We start from the raw sequence: 12,930 nt of genomic DNA, 5'->3' as shown, positions 1-12,930 counted from the left end.
CCCTCCGTCCCGGCGCGAGCATGCGACGAGAGGGCGACTTCGGCATCCGGGGAGGTCGGAACGGCCTAATGCGGTCACTCGGACGAGTGGCCGGGCGCGGTGGGACCCGCGCCAGGGCGGGGCTCCGCCTTCGACCAGGGCCACTTCAGGGTGCGGGGCCGGCCGTCCGGGGCGTACTCGTACTTCCAGCCGCGCTGGATCCCCAGCCGCTTGGTGTGACCGGCGGGGGCACGGACATAGACCAGGACGGTGGGCGGGCCGCCGGCCGAGTCGGGGACGGGGACCTCGTACACCTTGGGCGGATTGCCGGTCGGTCCCAGCAGGATCGGCAGTACGCGCCCGTCCAGGGGGCCGCCCTCGAACAGGGTCTCTTCGCTCTTCACCCGGTCAGTGTGACTCAGCGGTCCCCGCGCGGCGCGTCTGCGGGTGGGGTCAGCAGATGCGCAGCCTCGGGCAGTATCGGCGCGAGCCGCCGGGCCAGGGTCCCGGCCGGTCCTTCGGGATGCTCCATCCTCAGCGCGGCCCGTACCGCGGTCGCCGTCTGGGGGTCCGTCGCAGCGGTCGCGGTGAGCAGTGCGATGAGGTGGTCGATCAGCCAGTCGCGGAGTTCGACGACCGGCGGCTGCTTCTCCTCGTCCAGCCAGATGAGCGATGCGGCCTCCACGGCGGCGATCCAGGTACGCACCAGCATCCGCAGTCGGGGTCCCGGTGACGGGATCCCGAGGTGGACCAGGATCTGCTCGGCCGAGGCGCGGCGCACCTCGTCGACGATGGCGTGGGTACGGGAGGTCTCCGCGACGCTGCCGCCCCGCAGCAGCGCGGAGAAGCCGGCGTCGTGCTCGTCGACGAAGGCGAGATAGCGATCGAGTACCCGGCCGAGGCGCCGGGTGAGCGGCCCGGACTGCGGCTCCGTGAAGCAGAGCTCGAGCTCGTCCGCCGCCGAGCGCAGGGCCTTCTCGTACAACTGCTGCTTGCCGCCGGGGAAGTAACGGTAGACCAGCGGCCTGGAGACCCCGGCGGCCTCCGCCACGTCGTCGAGCGACACGTCCTCCGGCGCGCGGTGCGCGAAGAGCGTCAGGGCCGCGTCGAGTAGCTGTATTCGACGCTCCTCGACGCTGAGGCGTCGGTAGGCGGGGATCGCTGCGGGGGTCATGTCCGCAGCGTAATCGTTTGCTCCGTACGACAGCCGTACTGTCCGGTTCGGGGAAGCAGCGCGCAGGGTGGTGTGCGCGGCGGGCGCGCGGGACGGAGCGGCCGCCCCGGCGGCATGCGGCGCCGGTGCGTGACCGCCGGGCTCAGCCTGCCGGTACGAACGTGCCGCCACGATCGGAGTGGACCTGTCAGCGGCCCCGGTTGTGGGTGCCCGGGGTGTAGCCGAAGGCGCGGCGGAATACGTCGATGAAGGCACTGGCGGAGGACCAGCCGCAGTGATGGGCGACGGTGGTCACCGGCACCTCGTCCGCCAGCATGCGCAGGGAGTGGTAGAGGCGCAGCCGGGTGCGCCACTGCGGGAAGGTCATGCCCAGCTCGTGACGGAAGAGGCGACTGAGGGTGCGCCCGGAGGCTCCTGCGGCGGTTCCCAGGGCAGCCAGGGAGCGCGGGTCTGCGGGGTTGGCGCGCAGGAGGTCGCAGACGGCTGCGAGGCGGGGGTCAGTGGGGGCGGGCAGCTGGGCGGGTTCCTGCGGTGAGGCGCGCAGTTGGTCGAGGAGGACGGCGCGCAGCCGCAACCGCTCCGGAGTGTCCTCGTGGGGGCCTCTGGTGTGGGTGAGGATCAGCTCGCGCAGCAGCGGGTCCACGGCGAGAACAGTGGGGGCGTCGAGGTTGAGGGGGTTGGTGCCGGCGGGCAGCCCGAGCAGGTGCAGGGCGAGGTGGCCGTGGGCGCGGTGGGCGTGAACACATCCGGCGGGGACCCAGATGGCGCGGTTACCGGGCGCGAACCAGGTGCCGGCTTCGGTGGTGACATCCAGGACTCCGGAGCCCGCGTACACGATCTGGTGGTCGTCGTGACGGTGTGCGTCGATGGTCTGCCCGGGGATCAGTTCCTGGGTGCGCGTGGGCGCCTGGGGGGTGTGGCGGATATTCGGCATGAACTGGCATTTTATTGGAAGCGCGCCAAGCCGTGCGGTGGCGACGATGGCCAGGTGTCGACGAACCAGAGCTCACCCACCCGGCTCATCGCGCTGCTCTCCCTGGGGCATGCCTGCGTGGACGTCTACCAGGGCGCGGTGGCTGCCCTGGTGCCGTTCTTCGTTTCCGAACGTGCCTATTCCTACGCCGCTGCGTCCGGCATCGTGCTGGCCGCTTCCCTGCTGTCCTCGGTGGTACAGCCGCTGTTCGGGATGCTCACCGACAAGTGGGCGATGCCGTGGCTGCTGCCGGTGAGCACGCTGGTCGGCGGCGCCGGAGTCGCTTTCGCCGGTGTCAGCGGTTCCTACGCCCTGACGCTGGCTGTCGTCGCGGTGTCCGGGATCGGAATCGCCGCCTACCATCCTGAATCCGCGCGCGTGGCGCGAGGCGTCAGCCGGGGCAGCCACACCGCCATGGGCTGGTTCTCCCTCGGCGGTAACCTCGGCTTCGCCACCGCACCACTGCTGGTGTGGGCCGTCATGGCCACGGGCGGCCTGCACGCCTCGCCCCTGCTGATCGTCCCCGCCCTTGCCGGCATGGCGCTGTGCGTAGCCGCGCTGCGGGGTGTCGGGGCTCCTGCCGCAGCGACCGTGGCCGCTCTCGCTAGCCGTGCCACCGGCCGGGACGACTGGGCGTCCTTCCTGAAGCTGTCGGGGGCCATCGTGTGCCGCTCAGTCGTCTTCGTCGGTCTCGGCGCGTTCATTTCGCTGTACGCGCGCCAGCGCACCGGAGGCGGCGATGTCTCCGGCACGGCCGCCCTGTTCGTGCTCTACCTCGGTGGCGCGGTGGGCACCGTGGCCGGCGGGAGACTCGCCACCCGCCACGGCCGCATCCCGGTCGTCCAGTGGTCCTACGCGCTGACCATCCTCGCCGTGGCCGGCGTGGTCTTCGTCCCCGGACCGCTCCTCTATGTGTTCATCGCCTGCACATCGGCAGGACTGTATGTGCCTTTCTCCCTCCACATCACCCTCGGCCAGGACTACCTGCCCCGGCGCGTGGGCACTGCCAGTGGCGTCACCCTGGGCCTGACCGTCAGCGTCGGCGGCATAGCCAGCCCGCTCATCGGCGCCATCGCCGACGCCTCATCCCTGCGGACCGCTCTCGCACCGCTGATCGCGCTGCCCGCCATCGGCTGGCTCCTGCTGTGCACCCTCGACGAGCCCGAGTCGCTCGAAGCGGCCACCGGCCGCCCGTTGACCACCGCACAGCCAACCCCGGTCACCGACACCGCCTCCCACCCGTGAGCCGTCGCCAGTGGGGTCGTTCCGGCAGAAGAACCCCGCGGCCACCCGGGCCGCGGGGGGAGCCGGACGTGCACCGGCGGACGCGCCGGATGCCCCCGGGCTCGTCGGGAGGCGCCTGATCCCCGGCGGAGGCGGAGGTGTCGAGTACCTCCAGACGGAGCAGCAGGCCCTCCGCGCGCCCTTCGTCCCGCCCCCGTCTGCGGGTTGCCGCGTCGCGGACGGCCGGGTCGTGAAGGACCGCGACGCGGTGGCTGTGGTCACCGTGTGAGGTCGACTTCCGCCCAGATCACCTTGCGGGGCACGGGCCCGGGTACGACTCCCCAGCCGTCGGCCAGTGCTTCGACAATCAGCAGACCGCGTCCGGACTCGGCGCAGCCGGTGGGGGCTCGGGTATGCGGGAGACGGTCGCCTCGCGTGTCGGTGACCTCGATCCGCAGGAGTGCCCCGTCATGGACGGTCAGGCTGAGCTGGAAGTCCCGGCCCGGTACGCGGCCGTGCACGGTGGCGTTGTTGGCCAGCTCGGCGACGATGTGCGCGGCCCGCTCCGAAGGCAGCCCCCAGTCGCTCAGATGGGCCGCGGCGAGCAGACGGGCGAGCCTCGCGCCCCGCGGGGTGGGGGGAGAGCAGCACGGTGAACTGCCGGGTGGGAACGGCATGTTCGGGGTGGGTGATTTCTTGGGTCACGTCACTCAGCGTGGCCGATCGTGACTACGCTGAACAGCAATGACGCATGTACGGACAGTGACTGTCCAGTGGTTGTCCTGGTCTGTCCATCCGGTACGGCGTGCAGTGGTTCCGGTACGCGTGAAGGCGGGTGGCGTAGTGGCTGGGGACGGTGTCGCGGGTGTTGCGGGGGACGGGGCCGACCAGGACGTTGACCTGGGGGACGACTCGGGTGCGGAGATCGCGGCGGTCGGACGGCAGATCCGGCTCTGGCGTGAGGCGGCGGGGCTGCGCGCTGTGGAGTTGGGGGCGGCGATCGGCTATGGGGAGAACCAGGTCTACAAGGTGGAGGCGGGGAAGCGGATCCCCAAGCCGGAGTTCCTGGACAAGGCTGATGAGGTGCTGGGCGCGGGCGGGAAGCTCGCGGCGATGAAGAAGGACGTGGCGGAGGCGCGGTATCCGAAGAAGATCCGCGATCTCACCAACTTGGAGCACCACGCGGTTGAGATCGCCGCCTACGACAACCACAACATTCACGGGTTGTTGCAGACCGAGGAGTATGCGCGGGCGTTGTTCGAGATGCGGCGCCCTGCCTATCTGGAGGATCAGATCAACGGGCTGGTAGCGGCTCGAATGGCCCGCCAGGCCATCCTGTCTCAGCGGCTGCCGCCCGCACTTGCCTTCGTCGTGGAAGAGGCAGTTCTTCGGCGTCCATTGGGTGGAGCGGACGTCCTGCGGCGCCAGCTCGAACGGCTGCTGGAAGTCGGTAGGTTGAGGCACGCCGAGATCCAGGTCATGCCACTGGATCGTGAGGACCATGCTGGCATGGGAGGGCCGATCAACTTGTTGAAGCTGAGGGACGGAGGGACGATCGGGTACTCCGAGGCTCAGCTCACCAGTCGGGTGGTCTCCGATCCGAAGGAGCTCCAAGTCCTTGAGCTGAGGCATGGGATCATCCGGGCGCAAGCTCTCACGCCCAGGGAGTCACTGGCCTTCATCGAGAAAATGCGGGGAGAAGCATGACCCTCAAGCGCTCTGCGGGAAACGTCGTCGGACTCAAGTGGTTCAAGAGCAGCTACAGCGACAGCAGCAATAGCAATGAGTGCGTGGAGGTCGCGACCGACCCCCGGACGGTCCACATCCGCGACTCCAAGAACGTGCCTGGCCCCCAACTCGGCTTCACCCCCCGCGCGTGGGCGGATTTCGTCACGTACGCGTCCACGAACTGACGCCGCCGCTCGGGGCGTTCTCCCCGATGCCCTCGCCCGACGGTGGCGAGGGCATCGGCGGGCCTGCGCGGATCACCAGAGGCCGTGGTGGATGAGACCCAGAGTCAGGGCGGCCGCCGCGGTGACGAGGAAGACGATCCCGCCCACGATGTTGCGCGAGCCCACCCGCAGGTGGGCGATGATCGCGCCGATGAAGTACAGCACGAGACCGGAGGCGGCGAGGGTTCCCAGGAGCGGCACCGCGAGCCCGGCCAGCAGGCCCACGGTGCCTGCTGCCAGCAGCATGCCCAGCACCGGTACCCACTTCCGTGGCAGGCCCTTCATGTCCGCCTGGGTCTTGGGGTATTCGTGGCCGATCAGGTAGGTGACGGCGGCGGCACCGTTGAAGACCACACCGAGGATGGTGACCGTGAGATAGGCGGCGAACACGATTTCTCCGTTTCTGCGCGAAATGGTGTTGCTGGGCTCTCCGTTGGGGATGCCGTTCTCCTGGATGACGTGCCGGCGAATCGGTGTGTGACATCGGTCGGCAGCTGGGCGTGCGCTCCAGCGCGGGCAACCAGGGGCGCGCGGGAACAGCCGGTCATCGAGATCCGGACGCGCTTCCGCGAACTGACGGCACTGCTCTCATCGCGGATCACATCGGCCCGGGATGCGAGAACGCATCACCCCGAGGGCTTGATCACGTTCGGGGGTGAGCGGCGTGGGCGGCGGTCCGGCGTTCGGTTCGATAACGGCCGGGGGTCGTTCCGATGATGTTGGTGAAAGCGGCGATGAAGCTGCTGGGGTTGGCCCATCCGCAGGCGTAGGCGGTCTGGATGGTGTCGTGGCCGTCGGCGAGGAGTACGAGCGCGTGGTAGACGCGGAGCTGCGTGCGCCACTCATAGAAGGTCATGCCGAGTTCGTTGCGGAACAGTCGGCTGAGGGTGCGGGTGCTGGCTCCGATGGTCTTCCCGAGTTCGGCCAGCGTGGCGTTGTCCGCCGGCGTCTCGTACAGCATCCGGGCAATGGCTTGCAGCCGGTCGTCCTGTGGCTCCGGGAGGTGCAGTGGCTGTTCGTCCGCTTCGCGGAGTTCATCGACGACGACTCGAAGGAGGCGAGCCCGCGCCGAGCGGCTGTAGTCAGGCGCGGTGTCGTCGTAGTTGCGTGAGCCAGTCAGGGCGAGCAGTACCTCGCGGGTGAGGCCGGAGGCCAGGAACACGGCGGGTTGGTCCGATATGAGCCGGGCGAGGGATGGCGCGAGAAAGACGATCCGCATATCGGTGTCGCCGTGGGCGCGGTGGTAGTGAGTGAACCCCGCGGGGGTCCAGGCGACCCGGTTGGCGGGAACGATCGACGTGCCGCGCTCGGTGTGAACTGCCAAGACGCCGCCGGCTGCGTATACCAGGTGTCCCCGTGCGTGCGACTGCACTGCGCTTGTCCCGCCGGACGGCCAGAGGTGGCGCCCGCCGGACGGCCACACATGTGACGTCGCACCGGCGGTCGGACGAGGTTGGCGGCCAACAGGCATCAGTTGGCATCGTAGCGGTAGCAAGCCACACCGTGATCCGGTGACACTTTCTCCATGCGGAGTGGTCTTCAGTCGCGCAGAGCGCCCGGCCGCACCCCATGTCATCGAGGCAGCGCGCCTCGATGCCGCGACCTGAGAGAGAAGGAGAATCGCCATGGCGACGTTCGTCCTCGTGCCCGGCGCGTGGAAGGGCTCCTGGTCGTTCGAGGCGGTGGTTCCGCTGCTGGAGCGCGCCGGTCACACCGTTCACCCCCTGACCCTGACCGGTCTGCGGCCGGACGACGACAACGCGACGGTCGCGACCGCCAACCTCGACACGCACGCTGACGACGTATTGCGGCACCTCGATCGCCACCACATCACCAGCGCGACGCTGGTCGGCCACAGCTACGCCGGGATGGTGATCGCCGCGGCCGCCGACCGCGCTGACGGCCGGATCTCACGGCTGGTGCATCTCGACGCCTACGTACCGCGCGACGGTGAGTCGTGCTGGTCGTCAACGAACGAGTACTTCAGGGGCGTGTTCGCTGCCGGCGCTGCGGCCACCGGCTACGCCGTCCGCCCGCCGGTCGGCGGCGATCCCCGCCGCCGTCCCCATCCTCTCGCCTCTTTCCTGCAATCGATCCGGCTCACCGGGACGCTCGCCCAGGTCCCGCGTCGGGAGTTCGTCTACTGCTCGGGATGGGAGGACCGGACGCCGTTCGCTGAACTCCGCACCCGACTCCAAGCCGATCCCGAGTGGCAGGTCCACGACCTCCCGACCGGCCACGACGCGATGCATGAGGCCCCGGAGGCGGTCGCTGCACTCCTGCTCGGCGAATGCGTCGCGGATGCATCGGCGCACGGACGACAGGCTTGCCATCGAGGACCACGCAAGCCCAGCTCGTCCGAGTGAGAGGAAGGAAGGCCGCGCACGCCGCGGATACCTCGGTCCGCCCCAACCTGGTAGCGGCCCGGCGGGAGTTACGGTGCGTGCGCGAGTCCCAGGGTGCCGTCGGGTTCCAGGGTGACGTGTACGCCGCCGCTGATCCGGTCGAGTGTCGCGTGCAGCCAGTGGCGGTCCTCGGCCGCAGCGGGCTCCAGCCGCATGCCGACGCTCCGCAGGGGCACCATGCGCACATCGGCCAGTGATCCGGCATCCGCGTCCGCGTGCACCGACACGAGGTAGGCGAGCCGGAGGTCGTCGCGGTACTCCTCGTGTCCGGTGATGCCCTCGTAGTCGTCGATGAAGTCACCACAGCCGTAAAGGATGAGCCGGTCGCGGTACACCTCGACGGGACGGGGGTGGTGCGAGGAGTGCCCGTGGACGAGGTCGACGCCGCCGTCCACCAGGGCGTGCGCGAACCGGACCTGCTCACGGGGGACGAGGTAGCCCCAGCTGGATCCCCAGTGCACGGAGACGACCGCGATATCGCCCGGACGCTTCGCCTGCCGCACGCGATGGACCGTTTCGGCGGCCGCGGAGGCCGACAACTCGGGGACATGGGCGACACCCGGCCGGTCCGCTGTCGCGGCCCAGTCCTGCGGTACGCCGCTGGAACGTGCCCCGAGGGCGAACAGCAGCACCCGGCCGCATCGACCACCGCCGCCGAACGGCACCGTCGCGGGCGCGTACGCCTCGTCGGCGCTCCGCCCCGCGCCCGCCACCCGCAGGTCCGCACTCGTCAGCGAGCGGAGCGTCTCGTCGAGACCCCGGCGGCCGAAGTCGAGTACATGGTTGTTGGCCAGGGCACACACGTCGGGCCGCGCTGCTGTCAGGGCAGGCAGGTTGTCGGGGTGCATTCGGTAGTGGACCGCTTTCCCGGGAGCGAAATCGTCACTGCGCGTCACGGATGTCTCGAGATTGACGATCCGGACGTCCGGAGCGGCATCCTCCAGTACCCGCAGTGCCTCGCCCCACGGCCAGGACGGGACGACAGGGGCGGGGATCGGGATGCCCGCCGCCTCCGCCAGCGCGACATAGGAGCGGGCGTCCGCGACGTAACTCTCCCGCAGCGCCGGATCACCCGGGTGCGGGAGGATCTGGTCGACGCCGCGCCCGAGCATCACATCCCCGCACAGGAACAGCGTCACCGTGCCGTCCATGCCTTCACCGTAGCCGCCTCACGGAGCTTTCTCTTCGGGCCGGCGTGCGGCTGGGTGGCCGTGGTCCGGGAGTACGTCATCGGGTGGCTCCATGACGGCCCCGGCCCGGCGGTGGCCCAGGGCGCTCTTGCTGCGGTTCCCGGACGGCCCGGCTCGAAGAACTCCGGCCCGGGCTGTCCCCCGGGCGGGTGCTCGTTCGTCGCCTGTGTATGAGGGACGAAGCCCGTGGCCGGGTCCACCCGTGGTGGTCACCCGCCCGCGGCCGGAACCAGGTCGCCGTACGCGATGTCCGCGCCGGCGCCGGGTCGGTGCTGCCGGTCCTCGCGGACCGGCGGGGAAGCGACCGCGTTCGCCCACCCGCACGCCCACGCCGCTCTCACCCCTGTCCGCGCCGCACGGCAGCGTCGCCACACCGATGATCGATGGAGGAAGCCATGAACCCCGCCCCCGCGACCGCTGCGATCCCCGGCTATCAGATCGGCACCTGGAAGGCCGACCCGGTGCACTCCGGGATCGCCTTCTCCGTCCGGCAGCTCGGATTCAGCAAGGTGCCCGGCCGGTTCACCGGCTACGACATCACGATCGTCACGGCCGAGGACCCACTGGGTTCCTCGGCCACCGCGACGATCGACCTCGCGTCCATCGACACCGGCAACGACCGGCGTGACAAGCACCTGCGCTCCGCCGCCTACTTCGAGACCGAGAAGTACCCGACGATGAACTATCGCTCCACCGGCATCCGCCGGACCGGCAACGGATGGGTCATCGACGGTGAGCTGACGTTTCACGGCGTCACCCGGCAGGTGCCGATGGCCGTTGAGGTGAACGGGTTCGGCCCGGGCCCGGACGGCGGACGGCGGGCCGGCTTCTCCGCCATCGCACAGATCAACCGGCGCGAATTCGGCATCGACATCGTGATGGACGGTGTGTGCGGCATGGTCGCCGAAAGGGTGTCGATCAGCCTCGAGATCGAGGCCGTTCTCCAGCAGTGACCGAGCCCGCAATGGCTGTCCCTCACCGGCAGCCACGCCCCCACGCGGTGTGCGGAGGCCCGCTGCCGGCGCCCCCCCGAATGTTCCTTGCGATCCGAGGAGAATCACATGTCAGCAGCCCGGCGGTCCGCCAACAAGGAAACGCTCAGCCGCCTGCATGAGGCCGTCAACAGCGGCGACGCGGAGCTCATCCTGAAGACGATCGGCGAGGTCTTCGAGCCCGGCGTACTGATCCGCACGCCGTTGCCGGTCGAAGCGACGGGGGTACAAGCGCTGAAGGAGGTGTTCGGGCGGCTCCTCCAGGCCTTCCCCGACCTTCACATCGCGGCGGAGGACATGATCGCCGAGGGGAACATGGTCGTCTGCAGGAACACGGTCACCGGGACCCACCAGGGCGAGTACATGGGCCTCCCGCCCACCGGAAGGTCCGTCAGTTACGACGAGATCTTCATCTTCCGCTTCGCGGGCGACCGGGTCGCTGAGACCTGGGGGGTCGTCGACATCCTTGCGCAGATGCGGCAGCTCGGTGTGGCTCCCGGAACATCTTCATGACGCGGCAACGGAGCCCGGTGGAGTGACGTCCGGAGTGCTCGCCGATGCCGGCGTCGTACGCCAGACGAAGACCTCGGTGCTCGGCCGGCGTTCGGAGAACCGGGCCGATGCGGAGGACTTCCGCAGCAGGTGGCGAAGGTCGGACTGGGTGACATCGGCGGCGCGCCGGTGTACTCGACGCCACCCGAGCCTCCCCGTCACCGGACGGCGGAAGCCCTCCAGCCAGTGACCTGCCCGGCAGGCTGTGGCCGGCCCCGGCCGCGGCGCAGGCGATGGCTCGTCAGGCGCCGGGGGCTGGTGACGGTCAGGTCCGGGCCAGCAGCCCTGAGCCGACCCAGAGCCTGCGGCCCACCCCCTGGAGCAGGCCGATGTCGTCCAGGAAGTCGGTCAGCCGTTTGGCGCCGCTCTGCATCACCTCGGCCCGGTGACCGCTCGCCTTGACCTGGGCCACGGCCTCCCGTCGGTCAAGACCGACATTCGTGTACACCTCCGGGTTGATGAAGCAGGTGGAGAAGACACGGGCGGCCTCCCCGCAGCTGACCCTGGTGAGGTGCTGCTCCCAGCGCGGCGCGGTGACCATCTGGCGGCGCAGCTCCTCACGGGCGTAGCGGACATGGCGTGCCTCTTCGATGACATGGATGCGGGTCACTCCGCGCACCAGGGTCTGCACCCGCTCGTCGGGAAACGTCAGCCGCTGCATGTAGTCGAGGATCTCCTCGCCCAGCAGCGTGGCGGCGAACGAACCGGGTGTGGTGGACACGGTCTTCAGGATCCGCGCCAGGTTGTGGTAAAGCCGCGGCACCGGGTACGACGGCGCCCCGCCCTTCTTGATCATCCTGGCGAACATCATCGAGTGCCGGCACTCGTCGGCTATCTCGGTCAGCGCGTAGCGCACGTGATCGCTGGTCACCGACTTGTCATAGATGTGCCGGACCAGCAGCTGCATCAGGATGATCTCGAACCAGATGCCGAGTGAGGCGAGCGATGCGGCCTCGTGCCTGGCGAGGTCCATGCGCTGGTCCTCCGACATCTTCCGCCAGAGCGGGGTGTCGTACAGCGACACCAGCTCGGGCGGCCAGAACCACTTGCCGTCCTCGACCGGAGCCTCCCAGTCGAGCTCCTTGTCGGGTTCGAAGGAGTGCTTCGCCGACGATTCCAGAAGCCGCCGGGCTATCTGCTCACGGTCCTTGAGCAGGCCGAGGGCGTCGCGGAGAACTTCGCTTTCGGTCGCGGTCGTCATCTCTGGGGGCACCTCACGCTCAGTGTTACCGTAGGTTACGTCTTATGAGACTGCCTGTCAGTAAGTTGTGTCAATCCCCTGTGCGCGACTTGTTGACCCGGCGTCTACCAACGTGTGAGCCTGCCAGGTATGTCGACGCATGAGCTCTACACCAACGGCCCGGTGGCGCCCAACTGGCAGATTCCCGCGTCAGGTTCGGCCAGCTTCAGCTGGGAGTACGACGACGGCCGCGACCGTCTGCTCGCCCTGTACCAGAAGGGCAAGGACAAGCAGTGGGACGGCGCGAAGCGTATCGACTGGTCCCTCGAGGTGGACCCGTACGATCCGCTCGGCACCCCCGACGAGGCCATGACGCTCTACGGAACGCCTTACTGGGCCAAGATGACCGACCGTGACAAGGGCGAACTGCGCAAGCACTACACCTCCTGGCAGTTCAGCCAGTTCCTGCACGGTGAGCAGGGCGCCATGGTGTGCGCCGCCCGGATCGTGGAGTCGGCGCCGGATCTCGACGCGAAGTTCTACTCGGCCACCCAGACGATGGACGAGGCCCGGCACGCCGAGATCTACGGCCGCTTCCTGCACGACAAGCTCGGGATGCTCTACCCGATAAACGACAACCTCCAGGCACTGCTCGGCGACACCCTGCGCGACTCCCGCTGGGACATGCCGTATCTGGGCATGCAGGTCCTCATCGAAGGGCTCGCGCTGGCCGCCTTCGGCATGATCCGCGACACCACGGACAAGCCGCTGCCCAAGCAGATCCTGGCGTACGTCATGCAGGACGAGGCCCGCCATGTGGCTTTCGGCCGGATGGCGCTGCGCGACTACTACAAACAGCTGACCGACGCGGAGCTGCGCGAGCGCGAGGAATTCGTCATCGAGGGCTGCTACCTGATGCGTGACCGGCTGCGCGGCGTGGAGGTCCTGGAGAACTTCGGCATCCCGAAGAAGGAAGCCGAAGAACTCTCGGAGAACTCCGAGTTCCTGCAGCTCTTCCGGCAGTTGCTCTTCAGCCGGATCGTGCCGTGCGTCAAGGACATAGGGCTCTGGGGTGAGCGGCTGCAGAAGGCGTATGTCGACATGGGCGTCTTCGAGATGGGCAACTCCAACCTGGACCTGCTCATGACCCAGGACGAGGAGATCGCCGAGCAGCTGGACAAGGAGCGGTTCGCACAGGAGGAGCACGAGCGGGTCGCCGAGGTCGAATCCGCGATCGAGGACGGTGCGCAGGCCTGAGCTGTCCCGTGATCCCCGGGCCGCCCGCGGGCGCCGGTGCCGGGCGTCCGTC

General features: G+C 69.1%; 14 protein-coding genes and 1 pseudogene. 7 read left to right on the top strand and 8 right to left on the bottom strand.

Annotation, left to right across the window (positions count from 1 at the left end; all coding sequences use genetic code 11):
- Positions 1–74: 74 nt before the first annotated feature.
- From OHS16_RS09420 to OHS16_RS09410, 3 genes are all read right to left on the bottom strand, one after another.
- Positions 75–383, bottom strand: coding sequence for a hypothetical protein (locus OHS16_RS09420; RefSeq protein ID WP_328536724.1), 309 nt, complete (start codon positions 381–383; stop codon positions 75–77).
- A 14-nt stretch (positions 384–397) separates the two neighbouring features.
- Positions 398–1,153 carry a TetR/AcrR family transcriptional regulator gene (locus OHS16_RS09415; protein WP_328536723.1) on the bottom strand — a complete coding sequence of 252 codons (756 nt, stop codon included), beginning with the start codon at positions 1,151–1,153 and terminating at the stop codon, positions 398–400.
- A gap of 187 nt (positions 1,154–1,340) precedes the next feature.
- Positions 1,341–2,087 (bottom strand): helix-turn-helix transcriptional regulator, encoded by a 747-nt coding sequence (locus tag OHS16_RS09410; protein ID WP_328536722.1) that lies wholly within the window; start codon positions 2,085–2,087, stop codon positions 1,341–1,343.
- 54 nt (positions 2,088–2,141) lie between these two features.
- On the opposite strand from OHS16_RS09410, the gene OHS16_RS09405 reads away from it, so the two are divergent.
- Entirely contained in the window at positions 2,142–3,371 is a 1,230-nt protein-coding gene (locus OHS16_RS09405; protein ID WP_328536721.1) for an MFS transporter, read from the top strand.
- Between the two features lie 257 nt (positions 3,372–3,628).
- Here OHS16_RS09405 and OHS16_RS09400 read toward each other — a convergent pair.
- Positions 3,629–4,055: pseudogene (locus OHS16_RS09400) on the bottom strand (ATP-binding protein).
- Between the two features lie 39 nt (positions 4,056–4,094).
- On the opposite strand from OHS16_RS09400, the gene OHS16_RS09395 reads away from it, so the two are divergent.
- Both OHS16_RS09395 and OHS16_RS09390 read left to right on the top strand, forming a co-directional pair.
- A complete protein-coding gene (locus tag OHS16_RS09395; RefSeq protein ID WP_328536720.1) occupies positions 4,095–5,057 on the top strand; it encodes a helix-turn-helix domain-containing protein in 963 nt (320 codons plus the stop codon).
- Positions 5,054–5,263, top strand: a complete 210-nt coding sequence (locus OHS16_RS09390; RefSeq protein WP_328536719.1) for a DUF397 domain-containing protein — start codon at positions 5,054–5,056, stop codon at positions 5,261–5,263. The genes OHS16_RS09395 and OHS16_RS09390 overlap by 4 nt, the downstream gene beginning before the upstream one ends.
- Before the next feature lie 72 nt (positions 5,264–5,335).
- On the opposite strand, the gene OHS16_RS09385 is transcribed toward OHS16_RS09390, so the two are convergent.
- Positions 5,336–5,692: a DoxX family protein gene (locus tag OHS16_RS09385; protein WP_328536718.1), complete on the bottom strand. Its 357-nt coding sequence runs from the start codon at positions 5,690–5,692 to the stop codon at positions 5,336–5,338.
- A gap of 253 nt (positions 5,693–5,945) precedes the next feature.
- Positions 5,946–6,674, bottom strand: coding sequence for an AraC family transcriptional regulator (locus tag OHS16_RS09380; protein WP_443042584.1), 729 nt, complete (start codon positions 6,672–6,674; stop codon positions 5,946–5,948).
- Positions 6,675–6,927: 253 nt separating this feature from the next.
- Here OHS16_RS09380 and OHS16_RS09375 point away from each other — a divergent pair, with 253 nt between their 5' ends.
- A complete protein-coding gene (locus OHS16_RS09375) occupies positions 6,928–7,668 on the top strand; it encodes an alpha/beta fold hydrolase (protein ID WP_328536716.1) in 741 nt (246 codons plus the stop codon).
- A gap of 68 nt (positions 7,669–7,736) precedes the next feature.
- Here OHS16_RS09375 and OHS16_RS09370 read toward each other — a convergent pair whose 3' ends face one another.
- Entirely contained in the window at positions 7,737–8,858 is a 1,122-nt protein-coding gene (locus tag OHS16_RS09370; RefSeq protein WP_328536715.1) for a CapA family protein, read from the bottom strand.
- Positions 8,859–9,292: 434 nt separating this feature from the next.
- Between OHS16_RS09370 and OHS16_RS09365 the strand changes: the two genes are divergently transcribed.
- Together OHS16_RS09365 and OHS16_RS09360 are read left to right on the top strand one after the other, a co-directional pair.
- Complete coding sequence (locus OHS16_RS09365; RefSeq protein ID WP_328536714.1) at positions 9,293–9,850, top strand: YceI family protein; 558 nt, start codon at positions 9,293–9,295, stop codon at positions 9,848–9,850.
- Positions 9,851–9,958: 108 nt separating this feature from the next.
- The gene (locus OHS16_RS09360) at positions 9,959–10,402 is read left to right on the top strand and encodes an ester cyclase (RefSeq protein ID WP_328536713.1); all 444 of its coding nucleotides are present in this window, start codon (positions 9,959–9,961) and stop codon (positions 10,400–10,402) included.
- A gap of 304 nt (positions 10,403–10,706) precedes the next feature.
- Here the strand turns inward: OHS16_RS09360 and OHS16_RS09355 are convergent, their stop codons facing one another.
- Positions 10,707–11,642, bottom strand: a complete 936-nt coding sequence (locus OHS16_RS09355) for an AurF N-oxygenase family protein (protein ID WP_328536712.1) — start codon at positions 11,640–11,642, stop codon at positions 10,707–10,709.
- A 129-nt stretch (positions 11,643–11,771) separates the two neighbouring features.
- Between OHS16_RS09355 and OHS16_RS09350 the strand changes: the two genes are divergently transcribed.
- The gene (locus tag OHS16_RS09350; RefSeq protein ID WP_328536711.1) at positions 11,772–12,878 is read left to right on the top strand and encodes a ferritin-like domain-containing protein; all 1,107 of its coding nucleotides are present in this window, start codon (positions 11,772–11,774) and stop codon (positions 12,876–12,878) included.
- The last annotated feature ends 52 nt before the right edge of the window (positions 12,879–12,930 follow it).

Origin of the sequence: Streptomyces sp. NBC_00344, from assembly GCF_036088315.1 — a bacterium.
GTDB lineage: Bacteria > Actinomycetota > Actinomycetes > Streptomycetales > Streptomycetaceae > Streptomyces.
Note: the sequence above shows the minus strand (reverse complement) of the source record. Positions and strands in the feature narration are given on the sequence as shown.